Genomic DNA, 22,577 nt, shown 5'->3' with positions numbered 1-22,577 from the left:
TGGCGTAGTGCAACCGGATAATGCTGTGCCTAGCAAAGCGGGTGGCCCGCCAGGAACTGATGCTACTCAGCCGCCGCCACAAACTCCGGAGTGTCTCCCTTGAGCCGGTCGAGAAGCTGTTCGCGCTTGGCTTCTGCCTTCTTCAGGTTCTCTTCCTTCACCGGGCCATAGCCGCGCACCAGATCCGGAACACGGGCCAGCTCAACCAGCAGGCCATAGCTGGCCTTGGGCAGCGCCGCGATGATGGTCTGGAGGTCAGCTGAATAGCTTGCCACAAGCGCCCGTTCTGCACGGCGTTCAGCCGTGCGGCCGAAGAGATCAAAGGCTGTGCCGCGCAGGCCCTTCATCCTCGACATCAGGCGGAAGGCGGAGAACACCCAGGGACCGAATGCCATCTTGGCCGGGCGCCCAGTCTTCGGGTCCTTGCCCCGGGACAGCAACGGCGGGGCGAGCATCACCTTTACCTTTTTCGGATCCTCGAACTGGGCCTTGAGCTTTGCGGCAAAGGCCGGATCGGCATAAAGCCGCGCCACTTCATACTCGTCCTTGTAGGCCATGACCTTGTAGAGCATGTCCGCCGCCGTCTCTGTGAGCCGGAAGGTGCCGGGGCCATGGGCGGCATCGGCTGCCCGCACGGCATCAATCAACTTGCGGAACCGGGCGGCATAGGCCGCATCCTGATAGAGAACCAGCTCGCGCTCCTGACGGGCAATGCGCACGTCCAGGGTCTCGGGCTCCAGCTTTTCCGGCTGCGGCAGGGCAGCCAGGATCTTTTCGGGAGCCGCCGCCAGTACCCGCCCGGCGCGGAAGGCCTTCACATTGGCCTTCACCTGCGCGCCGTTGAGATGCAGCGCCGTTTCAATGGCTTCCGCACTCACCGGCAGGGCGCCGCTCTGGAAGGCCATGCCCACCAGAATCATGTTGGCGTAGATGGAATCACCCAGAAGCTGCTCCGCGATCGTTGCCGCATCCGCTGCCTTGCACAGGATGGAAGCAGCCTCCAGCGACTTCAGCATCCGTGCCTCGTCGAAGGAAAGCGTCTGCTTCAGCACGAATTCCGCCGTCGGCGCCACGCGGGTGTTGGCAAAGACGCGGGTGGCGGAGCGGTTCGTCATGGCCAGCTGCTCGGCATTGGTGGCCACCACCATGTCGGAGGCAATCAGCACATCAAGGCTGGCGGTGGGCACGCGCGGACCCTCGATAGAGCGGGCCAGCGAGGCAAAGCGCACATGCGAGGTCACCGGCCCGCCCTTCTGGGCAAGACCTGTCATGTCCAGCGTTGAAGCCTGCTTGCCATCCAGATGCGCAGCCATGGCCAGCACGGCCGAGATCGTCGTCACTCCCATGCCGCCGATCCCCGCGATGAGCAGGTTCAGCGTCCGCTCCAGACCAGGCAGTTCCACCGGTGGCAAGCCGGCCAGAAGGCTGTCCACGTCCACGCCGTGGGTCTCAGCCTTGCGCAATGCCGCGCCCTCAATTTCCACGAAGGAGGGGCAGAAGCCCTTCACACAGGAAAAGTCCTTGTTGCAGCTGGACTGGTTGATCTGGCGCTTTTCGCCGTAGCGGGTCTTAACCGGCTCCACCGACAGGCAGTTGGACTGGACCGAGCAATCACCACAGCCTTCGCACACCCGGTCGTTGATGAAGAGCCGCAGATCCGGGTCCGGATAGGCGCCCTTCTTGCGGCGGCGGCGCTTTTCGGCGGCGCAGGTCTGGTCGTAGATAATGATGGTGACGCCATCAACCTTCTGAAACTCGCGCTGCACGTCCATCAGATGATCACGGTGCAGCACCTCCACCAGAGGTGCCAGATCCTTGCGGCCGGTATAGTTTTCCGGCCGCTCGCTGACGATCGCGATGCGCGCCACGCCTTCGGCCTCCAGCTGACGCGACATCTGCGGCACGGTGAGCGGACCGTCATGCGGCTGGCCACCGGTCATCGCCACCGCGTCGTTGTAGAGGATCTTGTAGGTAATTGGCACCTTCGAGGACACCGCCTGACGGATCGCCAGAATTCCGGAGTGGAAATAGGTGCCGTCGCCGAGATTGGCGAAGACGTGGGTGTCGCAGGCAAAGTCCTTCTGCCCCACCCACAGCACGCCCTCGCCGCCCATGGCAATCTGCCCGTCGGTGGTACGCCCGGCCTGTTCGGTCATCGCGTGGCAGCCGATGCCTGGCAGCGCGCGGGCACCCTCCGGGACGATTGTGGAAGAGGAATGCGGGCATCCGGAGCAAAAATAAGGAATGCGCACTGCACGCTCTGCATGCCCCTGCGCCCACATCACCTGATTGTTCATGCGAGTACTGACCGCCCGCATGTCCTCGGTGACCACATCCTCCGGCAGATAGCCGAGCAGCGCCCGGATGATTTCGGCAACCGACAGTTCCAGCACATCGGAGAGCATCGGCTCACCCTCAGGCGTCCGCTTGCCCCAGATGCGCGGACGGGCTTCCGCCGGCCAGTGATAGGAGATTTCCTTGATCTGCGGCTCCAGGAAGGCGCGCTTGTGCTCCACCACCATCAGCTTGTTGAGACCACGCGCAAACTCGGCCAGCCCCGACGGCTCCAGCGGCCAGGCGAGCGCTACCTTGTAGACCGCAAGGCCGATCTCCTTCGCCCGCTGTTCGTTGATGCCCAGAAGATCCAGCGCCTGCAGCAGGTCACGGTAGGCCTTGCCGGTCGCAACAAGGCCAAGGCGCGGGCGGCTGGCACCGAAGGCCACCCGGTCCAGCCGGTTTGCCCGCACATAGGCCTGAGCTGCCGGGATGCGCACATCGCGCAGCAGGCGCTCCGTCTCAAGCCGGTTGCCCAGCAGCAGCACACGGTTGAGATCATGCAGCAGCCAGGGGTCCTGCTCGGGGCGGACGAAATGGAGCCGGTCCGCATTGACCGAAATGGTCGCCGAAGCATCCATTGTATCGGCAAGGCAGATCAGCGCCGACCAGAGGCCGGCAAAGCGCGACATCTCAAAGCCATGAAGGCCGAAGTCGAGCACATCCTGAATATCGGAGGGATTGAGCACCGGGATTTCGGCATGCTCGAAAAAGAATTCACTCTGCGCGGGGAGGATCGAGGACTTTGCCAGATGGTCGTCGCCTGCAAGTGCAAGCACACCGCCGTTGCGGTCCACGCCCGAGGCATTGGCCTGCTTCAGCACATCCCCTGCACGGTCCACGCCCGGCGCCTTGCCGTACCAGATGCCGAAAACACCATCGAAATCGGAGCCCTTGCCCTGCAAGCGCAGCTTCTGCGATCCCCAGACCGCCGTTGCGCCCAGCTCCTCGTTCACGCCGGGCTTGAACACCACGTCATGGGCTGCAATATGCTTGCGAGCGCGGGTCAGTTCCGTGTCGTAGCCCGCCAGCGGAGAACCGCGGTAACCCGAGATGAAACCGCCGGTCCTCAGGCCAGCCATTCGATCCAGCCGCTGCCGGTCGAGTGCGAGGCGCACCAGCGCCTGAATGCCGGTCAGATAGATCCGGCCGCCTGTTGCGGTATATTTGTCGTCCAGCGACACCACGGGCGCGTAAGCGTTCATCGGTTCCCTCCTCGGCCGCCTGACGCCCGCCTTCTACTCCCGGGTGCCAGAGCGGTTTCTCGAAGACCAATATCCTCCTTTTCGCGGGTGATTTCTGTGCTATTGTGCCTCCAGCCAAGCCCTTGGCCGTGATTTTCTTCCCCGACAGGCCCATGACAGAGAATTTTCTTCTTGATCCTTCCGATATCCGCGTTTTGCGGGTCCTGCAAAGAGATGCGTCCCAGTCCATCGCAGAAATCGCCCGCGCTGCGGGCATGAGCCAAACGCCTTGCTGGCGGCGGATCAAGAAGCTGAAGGAGATGGGCGTCATCCGGCAAGTGGCCGCCATTGTCGACCGCGAAGCCGTCGGTCTCGGCTTCGTTGCCTATGCCTTCGTCAAGCTGACCGTACCCAGCCGTGAGAACATGGAGACCTTCGACAAGCTGGTGCATCACTGGCAGGAAGTCGTTACCTGCGAACGGATCACCGGTGCCGTGGACTATCTGATCAAGGTGGTCACCGAAGACATCAAGGCCTACGACAACTTCCTGAGGCTGAAACTTCTCGACAACACGCTGGTCTCCGACGTGCAGTCCCGCATTGTCGTCAACACGGTCAAAGACACTGTCGCTCTGCCCTTGCGCGAACGGTAAAACCGCCCCCGACACGCCAGGCACTTCAGGATCAGATCAAGCCCTTGCGGCTATTGAGTATCTTCAGGACGCGATACGTCAGTATCGGACGATTGGGCATTTTATCCGCATCCAGTGATCCTTGCTCAGGGCGGGCTGGCGACAGCCGTCCGGCACATAGTCATGCCTTGCCCGGAATGCAGTGCGCGCCCATTTCCCTCATCTTCGCCCAGCTGAACATCCTGCAAACGAGCAGAACGCAGGCCGTCTTCGGCCGCACACACTCAACCTGAACACGTAAAAAAACAAAATAAAACACAAAAAAACACAAGACAAAATACACTAATCACCAGCAGAAACCCAATAAAAATAGAGTTAAACATATAATAATATTATATATAAAAGAAAATACAGCAATGGAACTTCACAGTCGTTCCACTCATCCGTCCTCATCAATGGGCGGCCTGGCACACACGCAAACCGTGCACACCCGGCCGCATGAAATTGAATTGGAGATCAGGATGAGAAAGCAGCTCAAACCCGCCCACATCTTCGGCCACGGACTGTCCACCCTGGGTGCCCTCGCCATGCTGGGTGCAGGCAGCACCGCCCTCGTGATCGGCAGCTCAGCTCCGGCACAGGCTTGCAACATGGAATCCTATATCGGAAGTGTCTGCGCCTTTGCCTTCAACTGGTGCCCGCGGAACTGGCTGCCCGCCGACGGGCGGCAGATTGCGATCAACGGCAATCAGGCGCTCTACAGCCTGATCGGGACCCAATATGGCGGCTCCGCCCAGAGCGGACAGTTCGCACTGCCGGACCTGCGCGGCCGGGCGATTCTCAATTATGGCACAGGACCAGGGATGCTCCCCCAGCCTTTTGCCGCCCAATCCGGCACGCAGACAACAACCCTCACAATAGCCAACCTGCCTCCGCACAATCACTCGGCGACATTTGTCGGCACCGGCGGCGGCACGCAGACAGTCAACGTCCCTGCCTCAGCAGGTACCCTGGGCGTCACCGCAAAACTTAATGCAAAAGATGCATTTGGCAGCGCAACTCTTGCTGCCAACTCCTATTTCGGCAAGGGCGCCGCATCAGGCGGCGGCGCAGCAAACATCTATGTTGCTTCCCCCAGCACAGCGCCAGACGTGGAACTGAGCGGCCTTGACGTGCAATTGACGGGTGCCGCCGGCAATGGCCCCATCAGTTTCACCTACCAGTCAGGCATCACCGGCGGCGTCGTAGCAATTGGCAATACTGGTGGTGCCACAGCCTTCGTGAACCAGTCTCCTTCGCTTGCCATGAGCTACTGCATTATGATCAACGGCCTTTACCCTGACAGACCGTAACGGAAACTCCCCATAAATTGTATGGGCAACGTTGCAAAAGCGTTGCCCATACACGCGAAGCATGGCAAGAAACTTTCAGTAGCAGCATCTAGAAATTGCATAGTTTGCCGCGAACTATGACCGCACACAGGATGCCTTTTGCAGGCGGTACCCGTTCTTGCAGGACTGGCATCATCGGCAGACAGCCGGAAACCAGCGCGTCGTAGCAGAGAGTTTTCCGGGGCTTAAATTGCCCCGGCCATGGGGGAATGGGCGCATGCACTTGGTGACGGGCAGCAAGCTGGCAGGAAATGGATTGCCGCGTCTGGAATGGGCTGGGCCACAAAGGGCAGAATTCCGGCCGGGCACGCAAGTTGAGAACATCATAACCACCGTGGGCCGTTTCTCACCCCTATCAATCTTGTCCCGTCTTTGCCTGTTCCTCTGCCTTGCTCTGACGGCCCTTCTCGTCACCGCCACCCGCTCGGAAGCTGCGCTCTCTGCGGCGTGTCAGGCGGTGAATGATGAATGGAGAAGCGGGAAGACGATAACGATCGGAGACATCCCGTCTGGTGGAAGCTTTCAGTTCGTCTCAGAACACGACACGTTCAACAATGGCGAGTCGCTGTCCTGGTTCGCGACTGGCACATCTGATCCGTCCGGAAACACAAGCGCCAAATATGAAGTCGGCTCCTTTGATGACACGAGCTGGATAGGAACCGCCAATACGACAGACAACGGTTCATTCACCTCAAGCGGCACGCGCACACTTGCCTCTTCAGACACGGTTTACATTCAGATCGATGTTCAGAGAAACAACACGAACCTGACAACAGGCGCCTCGACAACGCTTCGCGTATCCTGCACCGAAGGCCCTCCAGTAACGCTTTCCCCTGGTTCGGGAGCACTGCCGGCCGGCCAGGAAAGCGTAAGCTATAGTCAAAGCGTCACCGCGTCCGGCGGTGCGGGTGGATATTCTTACGCTGTCTCCGGCGGCAGTCTCCCCGCAGGCCTCAGCCTCAACACCGGCACCGGTGAAATCAGCGGCACGCCTTCAACCGCAGGTACTGCGAACTTCACCATCACGGCCACCGATGCCGGCAGCTCGTTCGGCAGCGCCTCCTACTCCCTGCAGATCAATGCAGCCCCGGTCACCATCACCCTGTCGCCAGCGGCAGGCGCCCTCACCGCCGGGCAGGTCGGCACCGCCTACAGCCAGTCCGTCTCCGCATCCGGTGGCACCGGGCCTTACACCTATGCCCTCACAGGCTCTCTGCCCGCAGGCCTCAGCCTCAACACCAGCACCGGTGAGATCAGCGGCACGCCCACAACCGTCGAAAACCCGAACTTCACCATCACCGCAACGGACGCCAACAACGCTACGGGCAATGCGGCCTATTCCCTGCAGATCAATGCAGCCCCGGTCACCATCACCCTGTCACCAGCGGCAGGCGCTCTCACAGCCGGTCAGGTCGGCACCGCCTACAGCCAGTCCGTCTCCGCATCCGGCGGCACCGGGCCTTACACCTATGCCCTCACAGGCTCGCTGCCCGCAGGCCTCAGCCTCAACACCAGCACCGGTGAGATCAGCGGTACGCCCACAACGGTCGAGAACCCGAACTTCACCATCACCGCAACCGACGCAAACAACGCTACGGGCGATGCGGCCTACTCCCTGCAGATCAATGCAGCCCCGGTCACCATCACCCTGGCCCCTGCAGCAGGCGCCCTCACCGCTGGTCAGGTCGGCACCGCCTACAGCCAGTCCGTCTCCGCATCCGGCGGCACCGGGCCTTACACCTATGCCCTCACAGGCTCGCTGCCCGCAGGCCTCAGCCTCAACACCAGCACCGGTGAGATCAGCGGCACGCCCACAACCGTCGAAAACCCGAACTTCACCATCACCGCAACGGACGCCAACAACGCTACGGGCAATGCGGCCTATTCCCTGCAGATCAATGCAGCCCCGGTCACCATCACCCTGTCACCAGCGGCAGGCGCTCTCACAGCCGGTCAGGTCGGCACCGCCTACAGCCAGTCCGTCTCCGCATCCGGCGGCACCGGGCCTTACACCTATGCCCTCACAGGCTCGCTGCCCGCAGGCCTCAGCCTCAACACCAGCACCGGTGAGATCAGCGGTACGCCCACAACGGTCGAGAACCCGAACTTCACCATCACCGCAACCGACGCAAACAACGCTACGGGCGATGCGGCCTACTCCCTGCAGATCAATGCAGCCCCGGTCACCATCACCCTGGCCCCTGCAGCAGGCGCCCTCACCGCTGGTCAGGTCGGCACCGCCTACAGCCAGTCCGTCTCCGCATCCGGCGGCACCGGGCCTTACACCTATGCCCTCACAGGCTCGCTGCCCGCAGGCCTCAGCCTCAACACCAGCACCGGTGAGATCAGCGGTACGCCGACAACGGTCGAGAACCCGAACTTCACCATCACCGCAACCGACGCAAACAACGCTACGGGCGATGCGGCCTACTCCCTGCAGATCAATGCAGCCCCGGTCACCATCACCCTGGCCCCTGCAGCAGGCGCTCTCACCGCCGGTCAGGTCGGCACCGCCTACAGCCAGTCCGTCTCCGCATCCGGCGGCACCGGGCCTTATACCTATGCCCTCACAGGCTCGCTGCCCGCAGGCCTCAGCCTCAACACCAGCACCGGTGAGATCAGCGGTACGCCGACAACGGTCGAGAACCCGAACTTCACCATCACCGCAACCGACGCAAACAACGCTACGGGCAACGCGGCCTATTCCCTGCAGATCAATGCAGCCCCGGTCACCATCACCCTGGCCCCTGCAGCAGGCGCTCTCACCGCCGGTCAGGTCGGCACCGCCTACAGCCAGTCCGTCTCCGCATCCGGCGGCACCGGGCCTTATACCTATGCCCTCACAGGCTCGCTGCCCGCAGGCCTCAGCCTCAACACCAGCACCGGTGAGATCAGCGGTACGCCCACAACGGTCGAGAACCCGAACTTCACCATCACCGCAACCGACGCAAACAACGCTACGGGCGATGCGGCCTACTCCCTGCAGATCAATGCAGCCCCGGTCACCATCACCCTGTCACCAGCGGCAGGCGCTCTCACAGCCGGTCAGGTCGGCACCGCCTACAGCCAGTCCGTCTCCGCATCCGGTGGCACCGGGCCTTACACCTATGCCCTCACAGGCTCCCTGCCCGCAGGCCTCAGCCTCAACACCAGCACCGGTGAGATCAGCGGTACGCCGACAACGGTCGAGAACCCGAACTTCACCATCACCGCAACGGACGCCAACAACGCTACGGGCAACGCGGCCTATTCCCTGCAGATCAATGCCGCCCCGGTCACCATCACCCTGTCGCCAGCGGCAGGCGCCCTCACGGCCGGTCAGGTCGGTACCGCCTACAGCCAGTCCGTCTCCGCATCCGGCGGCACCGGGCCATACACCTATGCCCTCACAGGCTCGCTGCCCGCAGGCCTCAGCCTCAACACCAGCACCGGTGAGATCAGCGGTACGCCGACAACGGTCGAGAACCCGAACTTCACTATCACCGCAACGGACGCCAACAACGCTACGGGCAACGCGGCCTATTCCCTGCAGATCAATGCAGCCCCGGTCACCATCACCCTGTCGCCCGCGGCAGGCGCCCTCACCGCCGGGCAGGTCGGCACCGCCTACAGCCAGTCCGTCTCCGCATCCGGTGGCACGGGGCCTTATACCTATGCCGTCACAGGCTCGCTGCCCGCAGGCCTCAGCCTCAACACCAACACCGGTGAGATCAGCGGCACGCCCACAACCGCAGGCACTGCGACTTTCACCGTCACAGCGACGGATGCCAACACCAATACTGGAGACGCAGCATATAGCCTCAACGTGAACGCTGCTCCTGCATCAATCAGCTTTGAGCCCGCAGGCGGTGCCCTGCCCGAGGCGATGGCAGGCGAAGAATACACCACCACCATTGCTGTCAGCGGTGGTTCCGGCCCCTATCTCTTCAGCATCAGTGCGGGGGCATTGCCTCCCGGCATGGTCCTGAACGTGTCGACTGGCGCGCTGAACGGGCCGCTCAATACGGGCACGGAAGGCAGCTACAGTTTCACCATTCAGGTGAGCGACGCCAACAACGCAGTTGCTTCTGCTGCCTATACGCTTGAAGTCAAGAAGCGCGCCGTGACCGTGACAGACAAGGTGGTGACCGTTCCTGCCGGATCAACGCCCACCAACGTCAATCTCGCCACAGGCGCGACCGGCGGTCCGTTCATTGACGCAAACATTGTGTCTGTTGAACCCGCAAATGCAGGGACGGCACGCATTGTAAACAGCCAGTTTGCCCAGGCTGGCGGCGTTAGCGGCTCAGCAGGCTACTATCTGAAGTTCACGCCGGACCCGGCCTATTCCGGACAGGTTACCATTCGCTTCTCACTAACGAGCGAGCTCAGGATCTCGAACACCGGCAGCGTGATCTACAACCTCGGATACAATCCACAAAAGGTCGCTGCGGAGATCGACAGCCTTGTCCGGGGCTTCGTGCGGACGCGGCAGGGCCTTATCGCAAACTCCGTCAAGGTGCCCGGACTGCGTGACAGGCGGCGGATGCAGACGGCGAACGAAATCGTCAGCATGCGCTTCACCCCTCGCAGCGTGGTGTATCCCTTGGATTTGCCACAAGCCTTGAACAGATGCGCGCAGCCAGCAACGCACTGACACCGGATCTCAAAGCCGAACCGCTGGCATTCAACGTCTGGATCCGGGGTTCAGCCTCCGCCCATACGCGCAAGCAGAATGATGGCCGCTGGGGCAGCTTTGCCATGCTCTCCGCAGGTGCCGACTATCTTCTGGCCGACTGGGCCCTGCTTGGTGTGTCTTTCCACTATGACCGCATGAGTGACCCCACCCCTGGCGGGGCACGGCTGAGCGGCAATGGCTGGCTGGCCGGTCCCTATGCCTCCATCGAGGTCTACCGGAACGTCTTCTGGGATACGCGGCTGTTTCTTGGCGGGTCTTCCAACGACATTGACACGGAGTTCTGGGACGGCACCTTCGACACCACACGCTGGATGGCAGATACAGCTCTGTCCGGTGAGTGGAATCTGGACGCAGCCACGACGCTCTCCCCCACCCTGCGGGCCGTCTATCTGTCAGAGAAGGTCAAGGACTATGGAGTCCGGAACGGTGCCGGTGACCAGATCCTTATGGATGGTTTCATCGAGGAACAGTTCCGTGTGAGCGGTGCACTTGAACTGGCGCGGCTCTTCATCCTGGACAATGGCCTGCTGCTGACCCCCGCCCTTGAACTCACGGGCGGCTATGCGGGGCTTGGTGGCAAGGGAGCCTTTGGCGCAGCCGAGGGCAGCCTGATGCTGACCGATGGCTCCAGCTGGCGGCTGAACGCAGGTGTGAAAGTCAATGTGGAGGGCGACGGCAGCACGTCCCTCACCGCAAGGGCTGGCGCAGGCATCCGCTTCTGACATCAGGTCTTGCGACACGGAAGCCCCACACCAGACAGCCTCTCTGCCCCAGACAACCTCTCTGCCAATGAGCAAGGCTCATTGGCAGAGAGCGTGAGGCGTCAGCGCAATTGCTGCGCCGGCAGCAATGGACCGCCGTGCTGCAATCTGAATGCCTGAACCCGAATGTCAGGGAAAGAGCGGCCGCTCACAGGAAGCGGAGGGGGACAGCGGCGCAGGGTCGATGACCGGCGGCACTCCGGTGATAAGATCAGCCAGAATATGCCCGGTGACCGGCCCCAGCGTGAAACCGCAATGGCCGTGGCCGAAATTGAGCCAGAGGCCGTTTTCGCCGGGAGCTGCGCCCAACACCGGAAGGCTGTCCGGCAAACAGGGGCGGGAGCCCATCCAGGCACCAGGTTCGGCAGGAACCGTCAGCGGAAAAATCTCGCGGGCCTTGCGGAAGGCGCGCTCCACCTGCACAGGCGTCGGCGCGGCATCGCGTTCGGAAAGCTCGATGCCCGTCGTCAGTCGGACACCCTTTTCCATTGGCGCCAGCACATAGCCCATTTCGGCATCCACCACCGGCCGCGACAATCCCGCTCCGGCTCTGGCCTTGTAGTGCTGATGGTAACCACGCTTGACCGCAAGCGGGAATTGGTAGCCGAAGCCCTTCAGGATATCCATGGACCATGGCCCCAGACACAGGGCAACGGCGCGCCCTCGCACCGGCCCCTTGTCCGTGGCGATAGCCCATCCCCCTTGAGAGCGCGTCAGACGCCTTGCATCTCCGGTCAGGATCTCCCCGCCCTTCTGCGCCAGTGACCGGGCAAAGGCCTTGGTGACTGCGCCGGGATTGGACACCGATCTCGCTCTCGGGCCAGAAGATGCCCCTGCAGCCTTCGGCCGTGAGATACGGCTCCAGTTCATTGAGGTCGAGATCATCCAGCTCGTGGTAATCTACACCAAAGATGCGCGCATAATGACGTTCGGCCCCGGTTGCCTCAAAACCTGCCTCAGTGCGGTAGAGATAAACGGTGCCCGTCTGCCTGTAATATTTCAGCGCCTCAGCAGCTTCCGCAAGCACCCTGTGCTCGCCAATGGCATAGGCCTCCAGCGCATTCATCGCATGGGCAAAACGCTGCACGCCCGTGCGGCTGCCATGGCGCCGGAAAGCCATCAGCCAGGGCAGCAGACGCAGCAGCGCGCCAAGGCTGTAATTGGCACCGGGCCAGCGCCCCAGCGCGATGGTGAGCAGAAATCCCGCATCACTGGGAAAACCGGGCGGCAGGAATCCGTTGCGCTCTATGATCCCGGCATTACCATGGGACGTCTCTTCGCCAGGCTGGCGCCGGTCGACAAGGGCAACGTCAAGCCCCCGTCGCTGCAACTGCAGGGCGGTCGAGGTTCCGACCATGCCGGCGCCAAGCACGATGACGTCAACTGTGCGCACCTGCCACCCTTCCAGCCCTGCCTGCACCCGCCCGAGTTGCTTAATATTCTGACGCTTATAGCCTCTTTCGCCAACACCTAAAGGAGAGAATTACCGTATGGCACTTTCCCTCACAGGCACGCTCGGCTGGCTGGGCCGCCGGGGCACGGGCGCGGTGGCCCTGAGTGCCTTCGCCGGCATGGTGCTGCCCGGCCTCTCCGCACTGGCGCGGCCCTTTGTCTCCGAAGCCATTTTCGCGCTTCTGGTCCTCGCCTTCCTGAAAGTGGATCAGACCGCCGTTCTGGCCCGCCTCCGCCGTCCTGGTCTGGTGCTCGCGGCCAGCCTCTGGATGATGCTGCTGCTGCCAGCAGGCGCCGCCCTTCTGGCCTCGGCCGCGGGTTTGCGGGAGGCAGCGCCCGATCTTGCCATGGCGCTCTTCATCGTCACGGCAGCACCTGCCATCATGTCATCGCCCGCCTTCATGTATTTTCTGAAGCTGGATGGTGCGCTCAGTCTTACTGTACTGACCCTGTCGATGCTGCTGGTGCCGCTTACGGCCCCCTTCACCGCCTATCTCATTCTGGGAGAGACGCTGCCGCTCGACAGCCTGACACTGGGCCTCAAGCTATTTGCGTTGCTTGCCGGATCCATGGCCGTGGCGGCGCTGCTCCGGCGTCTGGCAGGTGAGGCGCGGATCGCTGCTGCGCAGGATGTAATCAGTGGTGGCAACGTGCTTTTGCTGTTCTTCTTTGCGGTCGCCGTGATGGACGGTGTTGCAGCGAGCTTTGCCAGCCGTCCGCTGGCATCACTCGGCATCGTTCTGCTCACCTATACGGTGACGCTGACGCAGGCAGGATTGACACTGCTGGTCTTTGCCCCGGCCCTGCGTAGCGACGCCTTCGTCATCGCCTATTCTGCGGGAAACCGGAACATGGGGCTGATGGTGGCAGCCCTTGGCGGCACCCTGCCGGACCTTGCCTGGCTCTATTTCGGCCTGGGCCAGTTGCCAATCTACACCCTGCCCTATCTCGTCCGCCCGCTGGCCCGGCGCCTGACGGCAGCAACGGATGCAAAACAGGCATAGCAACGCCTATCCCTGCATTGAGATAAGCGCCGGTCTCTGATAGACCCCAGCCAGTTTTCCCAGAATGAGGACCCGCGATGATCCCGCGCTATTCCCGCCCCGACATGGTTGCCATCTGGTCTCCCGAGACGAAGTTCCGCATCTGGTTCGAGATCGAGGCCCATGCCTGCGACGCGCTGGCAGATCTTGGCGTCATCCCGCAGGAAGCGGCACAGACCATCTGGGAAAAGGGTGGCGCAGCCACCTTTGACATCGAGCGCATCGACGAGATCGAGCGTGAGACGAAGCATGACGTCATCGCCTTCCTCACCCATCTGGCCGAGATCGTCGGCCCGGATGCGCGTTTCGTCCATCAGGGCATGACCTCCTCGGACGTGCTGGACACCTGCTTCAACGTGCAGCTGGTGCGCGCCACCGACCTTCTGCTGAAGGACATGGACGCGCTGCTGACGGCCATCAAGCGCCGCGCCTTCGAGCACAAGGACACGGTTTGCATCGGCCGCTCACATGGCATCCATGCCGAGCCCGTCACCTTCGGCCTGAAAATGGCAGAGGCCTATGCCGAGTTCGACCGCTGCCGCAAGCGCCTGATGAATGCGCGTGAGGAAATCGCCACCTGTGCCATTTCCGGCGCCGTCGGCACCTTCGCCAACATCGACCCGCGTGTGGAAGAACATGTGGCCCAGGCCATGGGCCTGAAGGCTGAGCCGGTGTCCACGCAGGTCATCCCGCGCGACCGTCACGCCATGTATTTCGCCACCCTCGGTGTCATCGCCTCGTCCATCGAGCGTGTAGCCACTGAAATCCGCCATCTGCAGCGTACGGAAGTCCTGGAAGCGGAGGAGTATTTCTCCCCGGCCAGAAGGGTTCTTCCGCCATGCCGCACAAGCGCAACCCTGTGCTGACCGAGAACCTGACGGGCCTTGCCCGCCTCGTACGCGGCTTCTCAATCCCGGCTATGGAGAACGTCGCCCTCTGGCATGAGCGGGATATCTCCCACTCCTCTGTCGAGCGCATGATCGGCCCGGATGCAACCGTCACCCTCGACTTCGCCCTGGCCCGCCTCACCAGCGTCATCGACAAGCTGCTGGTCTATCCGGAGCGCATGATGGGCAACATGGACCGTCTGGGCGGCCTCGTGCATTCCCAGCGCATCCTGCTTGCCCTGACCCAGGCAGGCTCCTCGCGTGAGGATGCCTACCGTCTGGTACAGCGCAACGCCATGAAGGTCTGGGAAAGCTATCAGGTCTCCGGCGCCGCCGGTGTGGACTTCCTGAGCGAGCTGCTGAACGATGCAGACGTGCGCCAGTACCTGTCCGAAGACCAGATCCGCGACCGGTTCGACCTTGGCTATCACACCAAGAACGTGGACGTGATCTTCAAGCGCGTCTTCGGGGAAAGCTGACACCATGAAGATCGCCGACGCCGACATCCTGCTCATCCCCGGCTACGCCAACAGTGACCCCGGTCACTGGATGCGCCGATGGGAAGAGAAGATGGCCAATGCGCGGGTGGTGGAGCAGGATAACTGGTTCACGCCCTCGAAGAAGGTCTGGATGGAGACGCTCCTTGCCGCCATCGAGGCGGCGGAGCGCCCGGTGGTGCTGGTCGCCCATTCCCTTGGCTGCATACTGGTTGCCCATGGCGCCCATGTGCTGCCGAAGGAGAAGATCAAGGGCGCCTTCCTCGTCGCTCCGTCCGACTGGGACCGGCCCGGCCTCGTGCCGGCCTTTGACGGCGGCGACTTCGTGCCAGTGCCGCGCATGCCCCTGCCCTTCCGCACCCATGTGGTGGCAAGCCAGAACGATCAGTACTGCGATTTTGAGGTGGCCAAGGGCTTCGCCCACAGCTGGGGCGCTACGTTCCAGGATGCAGGCCATGTCGGCCACATCAACCTTGAAAGCGGCCACGGCCCCTGGCCGGAAGGTATGATGTCCTTCGCCCATTTCATGGCGCGGATGTAATTATCCCCCTCAACGAGACCTCTCGTTGAGGGGGATCAGTCTCTTCCAGCGCCGGGAAGACATCTCAGTCTTCTCGGGCCAGCCTTCCAGTCTCTTTCACACAACCCGGTTGCGGGGCTGGATCATGTCGCGGATGTGCTTGCCAGCCAGGATGCTGGCTGGAATGGCCAGGAGCAGGCCGCAAGCCGCCGCCCCTGCCAGCATCAGCGGATTAAAGTGGTCAAGACCATAGACCGATAACGGCACCAGAGCGCCGATGCCGGCCATTGTCGGTCCGATAATGATGAAGAGAATCGCGGCAAGCTTCCACATGAGACAGGCTCCGGTTACGAATGCACGGCGCGCAGGAGCACGCCGCACCATCCCAATCACCGAGCCTGCCGTCCGGGCCCCACTGCCCCATGCCGGTGATCTTCCCTGCCAAGGTGCGCTGACCGAAGCCGTTGGTCCTTGATCCCGATCAAGCAAGCCGCGCCAGAACGTCGCGGAAGGCGCCCTGAATGACTGGCAGATCCATACCATGGGCCAGCAGACGGTAGCCCATGGCCTCAGCCGCCTTCACATCCTCCGGCGTCATGCAGAAGTAGCCTGCAAAACGTCCGGCGGCGCGGGTCTTGCTGATGATCAATTCAGCGGCCTCCCGCACTGCCTCGCTGTGGGGATTGAGCGCGGCGCCATTGGACAGCGTCAGCGACAGATCGCCCGGCCCGACAAAGACCCCGTCAATGCCCGGCACAGCCAGGATCTCATCCAGCACCGCCACCGCTTCCGGTGTTTCGATCATGGCAAAGGCCAGAACCTCGCTGTTGGCGCAGGCGAGATACTCCGGCATCGTCTGACCGGCCAGCATGGAGGCACGCACCGGGCCCCAGCTGCGGCCGCCTAGCGGCGGGTATTTAATTGCCGCGGCAAAGGCTCTGGCGTCTTCCACAGAGTTGATCATCGGCGCAATCACTGCCTCGGCACCCGCATCAGCGGCACGGCTGGCCATGGCATTGCCCCCCACGGGAATACGGACGATCCGGTGCGCCCCGCCCAGCGCTACAGCAGACAGACAGTCGCGGATGCTGCCCGCATCATGAATGCCATGCTGCATGTCCAGCGTCACCGCGCCGAAGCCCGCCCGGGCCATGGCTTCGGCCACCACCGGTGCCGGCAGCACGGACCAGGCCGTAACCACCGTTTCATCTGCCTTGAACCGCGCTGCGAGTGTCTTCCTGTCTGCCATCCGGGCCTCCCTTTTCTGATCGCCATCAGACAGGATGTCAGACAACCCGGCAAGACAGAATCGGGCTGCATCCGTTCGCCGTCCCCATACGCAGCAAAAACCTCCGCGCCGCTGGCACGGAGGTTTCATTCATGCGTCCAACAAGATGGCGCTTCAGATGCCCTTCTGGATCTGATCGATCGCAGTGTGCATCAGCTCGTCCATGGTGCGGCGAGATCTGATGATCCGACTGGTCCACGTGCCCCTTGTCAAAGTCGGCGCGGATCTTGCGGAAAACGTCCTCATCGCCAGCTTCCTCGAAGTCAGCGCGCACCACTTCCTTTGCATAGTCATCTGCTGCTGCAGCAGAAAGCCCGAGCTTTTCCGCAGCCCACAGGCCCAGAAGCTTGTTGCGCCGGGCGTTTGCCTTGAAGCGCAGTTCCTCGTCATGAGCGAACTTGTTTTCGAAACTCTCCCCACGACCGTCAAACGTGCTCATGAAATGCCTCCTCTTGTGCAGACAGCAAACCTTCAACCACCTGCGTGGCCCCACTCATATGGTATCTGTTCCGCGCTCTGCATATCCCCCGCAATGATGCAAATCAACGCACTAGAGCAGAGACTGCTGTGGCGGAAGCAGCTTCCTCAAATGATTACCCCGGCTCCATTGTACTTTTGCAAAGGATCGTTTAAGTTCCGCGCCGCTGATGCGGGGCTGATTGTCGACGTTGAATGAAATGGCCAGCACTTGCGCCACTTCAGAATCGCACGCACAGGAGCTTCCCGCATCGATGGATTTTCTCAAGCAAACACGGTACGTGCCCATGAATCGCCGCCGGCGTATCTATGAAGGCAAGGGCAAGATCCTCTATGAGGGCCCTGAGCCTGGAACCTTGATCCAGCATTTCAAGGACGATGCAACCGCCTTCAACGCCAAAAAGCACGAGATCGTGGACGGCAAGGGTGTGCTTAACAACCGCATCTCCGAATACATCTTCAATCAGCTGAATGGCATGGGCATCCCGACCCATTTCATCCGCCGGATGAACATGCGCGAGCAGCTGATCCGCGAAGTCGAGATCATCCCGCTCGAAGTCGTCGTGCGCAATGTTGCCGCCGGTTCGCTCGCCACCCGCCTCGGTATCGAGGAAGGTGTGCAGCTGCCGCGCTCCATCATCGAGTTCTATTACAAGAACGATGCCCTCAACGACCCGATGGTCGCTGAGGAGCACATCACCGCCTTTGGCTGGGCCACCCCGCAGGAACTCGACGACATCATGGCACTCGCCATCCGCGTCAACGACTTCCTGTCCGGCTTGTTCCTCGGCGTCGGTATCCGCCTTGTCGATTTCAAGATCGAATGCGGCCGTCTGTTCGAAGGTGACATGATGCGCATCGTGGTTGCCGACGAAATCTCGCCGGACAGCTGCCGTCTGTGGGACATCGCCACCAACGACAAGATGGACAAGGACCGCTTCCGCCGTGACATGGGCGGGATGCTGGAAGCCTATCAGGAAGTCGCGCGCCGTCTCGGCATCCTGAACGACAACGAGCGTCCGAACGGCTCCGGCCCGACCCTCGTCCAGTAAGGTTCAAATCGCTCAAGGCCCCGTCCGGCAGCTGCCAGACGGGGCCTTTTGTGTTTACAGGCCTACGGCAGGACCTCCATCTCCTGCTTGCGCCAAGCCCCTCTTGCACAAATGCATCGCGTGTGGTTGCCGCAAGCATGCGTTCCAGCTCTGCCCTTTTCAGCCGCCTGCAGTAAACCGGCCGGGCGCGCTCAAAACGCCAGCCTTCACTGAGCGGTCCGGCATCCACCACATCGAAACCAAACTCTTCATAAAGATGGGCCACGAGTGCCTTCGCGTCCGCATCATCCCCGGCGATCGGAAGCGCGCGCCGGTCAGCGGCACCAGACGGGCGCCCGCCATCTACAAGCTCGGCCATCACAATAGCGTTGAACGCCTTGACCACACGCGACTGCGGCAAATGTGCCGCCAGCAATTCGCTCGTCGTCGTTTCCTGCCGGTCCAGCTCTTCAATCATGCCATCCCGTTCCCGATAATAGTTGTTTGTATCGATCACGATCTTGCCTGCGAGCGGCAGAACAGGGATTGACCTCCAGGCCTTCAGCGGCACGGCAACAACGGCGAGATCACCAAATGCAGCCGCTTCTTCCGCCGTTCCAGCAGCGCAGCCGAGAGCAGACCGCACGCTGAACAGGGTGTCCGGCCCGCGAGAATTGCTGATCATCACCTCATGGCCATTGGCTGTGGCAAGCTTGGCAATGGCCTGACCAACAAATCCTGCACCGATAATTCCTATCTTCATGACTCATTCCCTTTTCAGGTGTTGCAGCCATGATCTAAATTCACAACCAAAGCAGAATAAACTTCCCATATGACCCAACACTAACAACATATAGTAGGCAATTGATGGACAGGCTCACCAGCATGGCTGTTTTCGTAAAGGCTGCGGATCTTGGCTCCTTTGCCAAGGCAGCAGCTGCGCTGAACCTGTCGCCGCAAATGGTCGCCAAGCATGTGCTCTCCCTCGAAGACCGGCTTGGCACGACCTTGCTCAACCGGACGACACGGCGGCAGAGCCTGACCGATATCGGCCGGGCCTATTACGACCGCTGCAAGCTCGTGCTGGCGGAAGCAGAAGCGGCGGATGGTCTTGCCAATGAAATGCGCAAGACCCCGCGTGGCATCCTGCGGATCGGCGCGGGCAAAACATTTGGAGCCTTCGCACTGGCTCCTTTCCTCAAAAACTGGTTGTCGGAGCATCCCGGCGTAGAGGCCGACCTGGTCCTTGAAGACCGTCACACCGACCCGATTGAGGAAGGCCTTGATGTCATTATCCGCATTGGAGAGCTGGCGGACACAAATCTCATTGCTCATCCGCTGGCGCCCTACAGCCTGATCGCCTGCGCTTCGCCTGCCTATCTTGCCGAGCACGGCACGCCCGTTCATCCCTCGGACCTCGAGCACCATCAATGCCTGGGCTTTGCCAGCTGGTCACGCACCTTCGGCTGCGAATGGAAATTTGCAAAGGAAGGCAGGACTCACACTATCAACGTGCAGGGGCGGCTGCGCAGCAATGACTGGGCAGCGCTGCTGAATGCAGCCGTAGCAGGAATGGGAATTACACTCGGCCCGGAGATTGTCCTGTCGGCGGAATTGACGTCAGGGCGGCTTGTCCGGGTGTTGGCGGATTACGATGGACCGGCCAAGCCGGTGCATCTTCTTTATCCCGCTTCCCGCCGTCCGGCTGCAGCCTTGCGCTCCTTCATCGAGGCAGCCGTGAGAGAATTCGGCCCTCCCCAATCGACAGGGCAAAAACCAACACTCAGCGGCGCCTGATCCGCCGCGACCGGAAGGAAACAGCCCTGTCTGCGTCAGCCCCATCAATATGCCCTTAAGTTTGTGCCGATGGGGCGAAGCCCCTTCCGTCGCGGGGCTGGTTGGTGTAAGCAGCGCGGCAGAAAAGGGCCGCATTGGCCATGGCGATTAACGGAAAGACGAGAGCGATGAAGGCACGTGTCACCGTCACCCTGAAGAACGGCGTTCTGGACCCCCAGGGCAAGGCCATCGAAGGGGCGCTCGGCGCTCTCGGTTTTGACGGCATCAATGGCGTGCGCCAGGGCAAGGTCTTCGATGTGGAACTGAGCGACCGCGACGCGGCCAAGGCCCGCGAAGAGCTGACCGCCATGTGCGAGAAGCTGCTCGCCAACACCGTCATCGAGAATTACGCTATCGAAATCCTCTGAGGCAGAATGAGGCTGCGGCCATGGATCAGGATGCAAAAAGAGCAATCCGCTTTCTCCTGATCAAGGCCGCCATCTTCTTCCTGCTGCCGGCAGCGCTCAGTCTTCTGGCTGTGCTCTTCCTGCTCAAGAGCTGAATTTCAAGCTGAACTGCCGGGCCGCACGGCCCATCCGATCCGCCGCAGTCCGCCAGGACGACACACGGGAAGCCTGCCATGAAGTCCGCCGTCATCCTCTGCCCCGGCCTCAACCGCGACCGTGACATGCTCTATGCACTGGAGCAGATCACCGGCCAGAAGCCTGTCACGGTCTGGCACACGGACACGGATATTCCGGATGTAGACCTGATCGTCATCCCCGGCGGCTTCTCCTATGGCGACTATCTGCGCGCCGGTGCCATTGCCGCCCGCTCGCCGGTGCTGCAGGAAGTGATCGCCCGTGCCGCCAAGGGCGTGCATGTGCTGGGCGTTTGCAACGGTTTCCAGATCCTCACCGAAGCAGGCCTGCTGCCCGGTGCCCTGATGCGTAATGCCGGGCTGAAGTTCATCTGCAAGGAAATCGAACTGGAAACGGTCAACGCCAAGACGGCTTTCTCCAACGCTTTCCGGCAGGGTGAAGTCTGGCGCTGCCCGATCGCCCATCACGACGGCAACTACTTCGCTGATGCTGAAACGCTGAAAGCCATCGAGGACAACGGCCAGGTGGTGTTCCGCTATGCCAACGGCTGCAACCCGAATGGCTCGATCAACGATATCGCAGGCGTGATGAACAAGGCCGGCAACGTGCTCGGCATGATGCCGCACCCGGAAAACCTGATCGAAGACCTGCAGGGCGGCTCGGATGGCCGCAAGATCTTCGAAAGCCTGGTCGGCCAGCTGGTAGCCTGAGACATCCGGGGCAAGGGAAGATATCCATGAAGAAGCTGGAACTTCCCCGCGACCTTCAGACCCGGATTGCCAGCCGTCTTTCGGATTTCTGCCGCGACGAGCTGGACGTGGATCTGGGCAACATGGACGCACTGCGGCTGCTGGACTTTCTGGCTGAGGAAGCCGGCACCGCCTTCTACACCCTTGGTGTCCGTGATGCCGCCGCACAGGCGGCAAAGCGCTTCGAAGACCTCTCGGACGATCTGGCTGGCCTTGAGCGTCAGGACTGGCGCTGAAATCCTCTTGTCCTTCCCTGCCCCCGCCGGGCATGCTGGGAAAAACGGGCAAGGGGCACAGCATGGACGACACCTTCTTTCAGCCGGTATCCGGGTTCGAGCTGCCGCGTTTCGCTGGCATTCCCACCTTCATGCGCCTGCCGCATGTGAACATTGCCTCGCCGGAGGCTGAGCGCGTCGACATCGGCCTGATCGGCGTGCCCTGGGATGGCGGCACCACCAACCGGGCAGGCGCCCGCCACGGGCCGCGTCAGCTGCGCGATCTCTCCACCATGATCCGGCAGGTGCATCCCCACACAAGGGTCAATCCCTTCGGTCTGGCCAATTGTGCCGATCTGGGCGATGCACCGGTCAATCCGGCCGATGTACAGGATGCGCTGGCGCGGATCACCGGCTTCTATGACCAGATCGTCGACCTCGGGATCATGCCGCTCACCGCAGGCGGAGATCACCTTGTCTCTCTGCCGGTCCTCAGGGCGCTGGCCCGAAGCGGACCGCTGGGCATGATACATTTCGATGCCCACACCGACCTGTTTGACAGCTATTTCGGCGGCTTCCGCTACACCCACGGCACACCCTTCCGCCGCGCCATCGAGGAAGAGCTCCTGGACCCGGAGCGGGTGGTTCAGATCGGCATTCGCGGCACAATGTATGATGGGGAGGATATCGAGTGGGGCGAGGCGCAGGGCGTGCGCATCATCATGATCGAAGAACTGATGGAGCGCGGGATCGATCACGTGATGGCTGAGGCCCGTGAGCGGGTGGGGAGAACACCGGCCTACATCAGCTTCGATATCGACGTGATCGACCCCGCATTCGCCCCCGGCACCGGCACACCGGAAATCGGGGGCATAACGTCATTTCAGGCACAACGGCTGATCCGCCGTCTGGCGGGCGTCAATGTTGTGGGCGCTGATCTGGTGGAGGTGTCGCCACCGTTTGATCCCTCAGGAGGCACCGCATGGCTCGGTGCCTCACTCATGTTCGAGCTGCTGTGCATCCTGGCCACGGCCAAGGCGCGAGAGGATTGACCACCAGC

The 22,577-nt window shown here is 61.8% G+C and carries 17 protein-coding genes and 4 pseudogenes; 14 read left to right on the top strand and 7 right to left on the bottom strand.

Annotated features, from left to right (window positions below):
* Positions 1–62: 62 nt before the first annotated feature.
* Positions 63–3,539: an indolepyruvate ferredoxin oxidoreductase family protein gene (locus ACQB61_RS05755; RefSeq protein ID WP_430511849.1), complete on the bottom strand. Its 3,477-nt coding sequence runs from the start codon at positions 3,537–3,539 to the stop codon at positions 63–65.
* Positions 3,540–3,691: 152 nt separating this feature from the next.
* Between ACQB61_RS05755 and ACQB61_RS05750 the strand changes: the two genes are divergently transcribed.
* The 4 genes from ACQB61_RS05750 to ACQB61_RS05735 all read left to right on the top strand — a co-directional run bounded on the left by ACQB61_RS05750 (position 3,692) and on the right by ACQB61_RS05735 (position 10,941).
* Positions 3,692–4,171 (top strand): Lrp/AsnC family transcriptional regulator, encoded by a 480-nt coding sequence (locus ACQB61_RS05750; protein WP_019966625.1) that lies wholly within the window; start codon positions 3,692–3,694, stop codon positions 4,169–4,171.
* A 500-nt stretch (positions 4,172–4,671) separates the two neighbouring features.
* Positions 4,672–5,502: a phage tail protein gene (locus ACQB61_RS05745; protein WP_430511848.1), complete on the top strand. Its 831-nt coding sequence runs from the start codon at positions 4,672–4,674 to the stop codon at positions 5,500–5,502.
* A 256-nt stretch (positions 5,503–5,758) separates the two neighbouring features.
* Positions 5,759–10,177 (top strand): beta strand repeat-containing protein, encoded by a 4,419-nt coding sequence (locus ACQB61_RS05740; protein WP_430511847.1) that lies wholly within the window; start codon positions 5,759–5,761, stop codon positions 10,175–10,177.
* A complete protein-coding gene (locus ACQB61_RS05735; protein WP_430511846.1) occupies positions 10,153–10,941 on the top strand; it encodes an autotransporter outer membrane beta-barrel domain-containing protein in 789 nt (262 codons plus the stop codon). Before ACQB61_RS05740 ends, ACQB61_RS05735 begins: the two co-directional genes overlap by 25 nt.
* Before the next feature lie 168 nt (positions 10,942–11,109).
* Here the strand turns inward: ACQB61_RS05735 and ACQB61_RS05730 are convergent, their stop codons facing one another.
* Both ACQB61_RS05730 and ACQB61_RS05725 read right to left on the bottom strand, forming a co-directional pair.
* Positions 11,110–11,784, bottom strand: a complete 675-nt coding sequence (locus ACQB61_RS05730) for an NAD(P)/FAD-dependent oxidoreductase (protein WP_430511845.1) — start codon at positions 11,782–11,784, stop codon at positions 11,110–11,112.
* 100 nt (positions 11,785–11,884) lie between these two features.
* Positions 11,885–12,337: pseudogene (locus ACQB61_RS05725) on the bottom strand (FAD-dependent oxidoreductase); the annotation flags it as partial.
* 133 nt (positions 12,338–12,470) lie between these two features.
* Here ACQB61_RS05725 and ACQB61_RS05720 point away from each other — a divergent pair.
* The 3 genes and pseudogenes from ACQB61_RS05720 to ACQB61_RS05710 all read left to right on the top strand — a co-directional run bounded on the left by ACQB61_RS05720 (position 12,471) and on the right by ACQB61_RS05710 (position 15,400).
* On the top strand, positions 12,471–13,436 hold the full coding sequence (locus tag ACQB61_RS05720) for a sodium:proton symporter (protein ID WP_430511844.1): 966 nt from the start codon (positions 12,471–12,473) through the stop codon (positions 13,434–13,436).
* Positions 13,437–13,513: 77 nt separating this feature from the next.
* Positions 13,514–14,841 (top strand): annotated as a pseudogene (purB, locus tag ACQB61_RS05715) (adenylosuccinate lyase).
* A 4-nt stretch (positions 14,842–14,845) separates the two neighbouring features.
* Complete coding sequence (locus ACQB61_RS05710) at positions 14,846–15,400, top strand: RBBP9/YdeN family alpha/beta hydrolase (RefSeq protein ID WP_430511843.1); 555 nt, start codon at positions 14,846–14,848, stop codon at positions 15,398–15,400.
* Between the two features lie 96 nt (positions 15,401–15,496).
* On the opposite strand, the gene ACQB61_RS05705 is transcribed toward ACQB61_RS05710, so the two are convergent.
* From ACQB61_RS05705 to ACQB61_RS05695, 3 genes and pseudogenes are all read right to left on the bottom strand, one after another.
* Complete coding sequence (locus tag ACQB61_RS05705; RefSeq protein WP_430511842.1) at positions 15,497–15,712, bottom strand: hypothetical protein; 216 nt, start codon at positions 15,710–15,712, stop codon at positions 15,497–15,499.
* 148 nt (positions 15,713–15,860) lie between these two features.
* On the bottom strand, positions 15,861–16,628 hold the full coding sequence (locus tag ACQB61_RS05700) for an HpcH/HpaI aldolase family protein (RefSeq protein WP_430511841.1): 768 nt from the start codon (positions 16,626–16,628) through the stop codon (positions 15,861–15,863).
* 153 nt (positions 16,629–16,781) lie between these two features.
* Positions 16,782–17,106: pseudogene (locus ACQB61_RS05695) on the bottom strand (DUF1476 domain-containing protein).
* 292 nt (positions 17,107–17,398) lie between these two features.
* Here ACQB61_RS05695 and purC point away from each other — a divergent pair.
* Positions 17,399–18,196, top strand: a complete 798-nt coding sequence (gene purC, locus ACQB61_RS05690; RefSeq protein ID WP_019964626.1) for a phosphoribosylaminoimidazolesuccinocarboxamide synthase — start codon at positions 17,399–17,401, stop codon at positions 18,194–18,196.
* Between the two features lie 535 nt (positions 18,197–18,731).
* Here the strand turns inward: purC and ACQB61_RS05685 are convergent.
* Positions 18,732–18,938: pseudogene (locus ACQB61_RS05685) on the bottom strand (NAD(P)-binding domain-containing protein); the annotation flags it as partial.
* A 122-nt stretch (positions 18,939–19,060) separates the two neighbouring features.
* Between ACQB61_RS05685 and ACQB61_RS05680 the strand changes: the two are divergent.
* From ACQB61_RS05680 to speB, 6 genes are all read left to right on the top strand, one after another.
* Complete coding sequence (locus ACQB61_RS05680) at positions 19,061–19,972, top strand: LysR substrate-binding domain-containing protein (protein WP_430511840.1); 912 nt, start codon at positions 19,061–19,063, stop codon at positions 19,970–19,972.
* Between the two features lie 167 nt (positions 19,973–20,139).
* Positions 20,140–20,379 carry a phosphoribosylformylglycinamidine synthase subunit PurS gene (gene purS, locus ACQB61_RS05675; RefSeq protein ID WP_019964623.1) on the top strand — a complete coding sequence of 80 codons (240 nt, stop codon included), beginning with the start codon at positions 20,140–20,142 and terminating at the stop codon, positions 20,377–20,379.
* A 20-nt stretch (positions 20,380–20,399) separates the two neighbouring features.
* Positions 20,400–20,513 carry a phosphoribosylformylglycinamidine synthase-associated small membrane protein gene (locus tag ACQB61_RS05670; protein WP_430511839.1) on the top strand — a complete coding sequence of 38 codons (114 nt, stop codon included), beginning with the start codon at positions 20,400–20,402 and terminating at the stop codon, positions 20,511–20,513.
* Between the two features lie 78 nt (positions 20,514–20,591).
* Positions 20,592–21,263 (top strand): phosphoribosylformylglycinamidine synthase subunit PurQ, encoded by a 672-nt coding sequence (purQ, locus tag ACQB61_RS05665; protein WP_430511838.1) that lies wholly within the window; start codon positions 20,592–20,594, stop codon positions 21,261–21,263.
* 26 nt (positions 21,264–21,289) lie between these two features.
* The gene (locus ACQB61_RS05660; RefSeq protein WP_430511837.1) at positions 21,290–21,538 is read left to right on the top strand and encodes a DUF2164 domain-containing protein; all 249 of its coding nucleotides are present in this window, start codon (positions 21,290–21,292) and stop codon (positions 21,536–21,538) included.
* Positions 21,539–21,600: 62 nt separating this feature from the next.
* Complete coding sequence (gene speB / locus ACQB61_RS05655) at positions 21,601–22,569, top strand: agmatinase (protein WP_430511836.1); 969 nt, start codon at positions 21,601–21,603, stop codon at positions 22,567–22,569.
* Positions 22,570–22,577: the final 8 nt, after the last annotated feature.

Source organism: Pannonibacter phragmitetus, assembly GCF_050510895.1.
In the GTDB taxonomy this organism is placed as follows: domain Bacteria; phylum Pseudomonadota; class Alphaproteobacteria; order Rhizobiales; family Stappiaceae; genus Pannonibacter; species Pannonibacter phragmitetus_B.
Note: the sequence above shows the minus strand (reverse complement) of the source record. Positions and strands in the feature narration are given on the sequence as shown.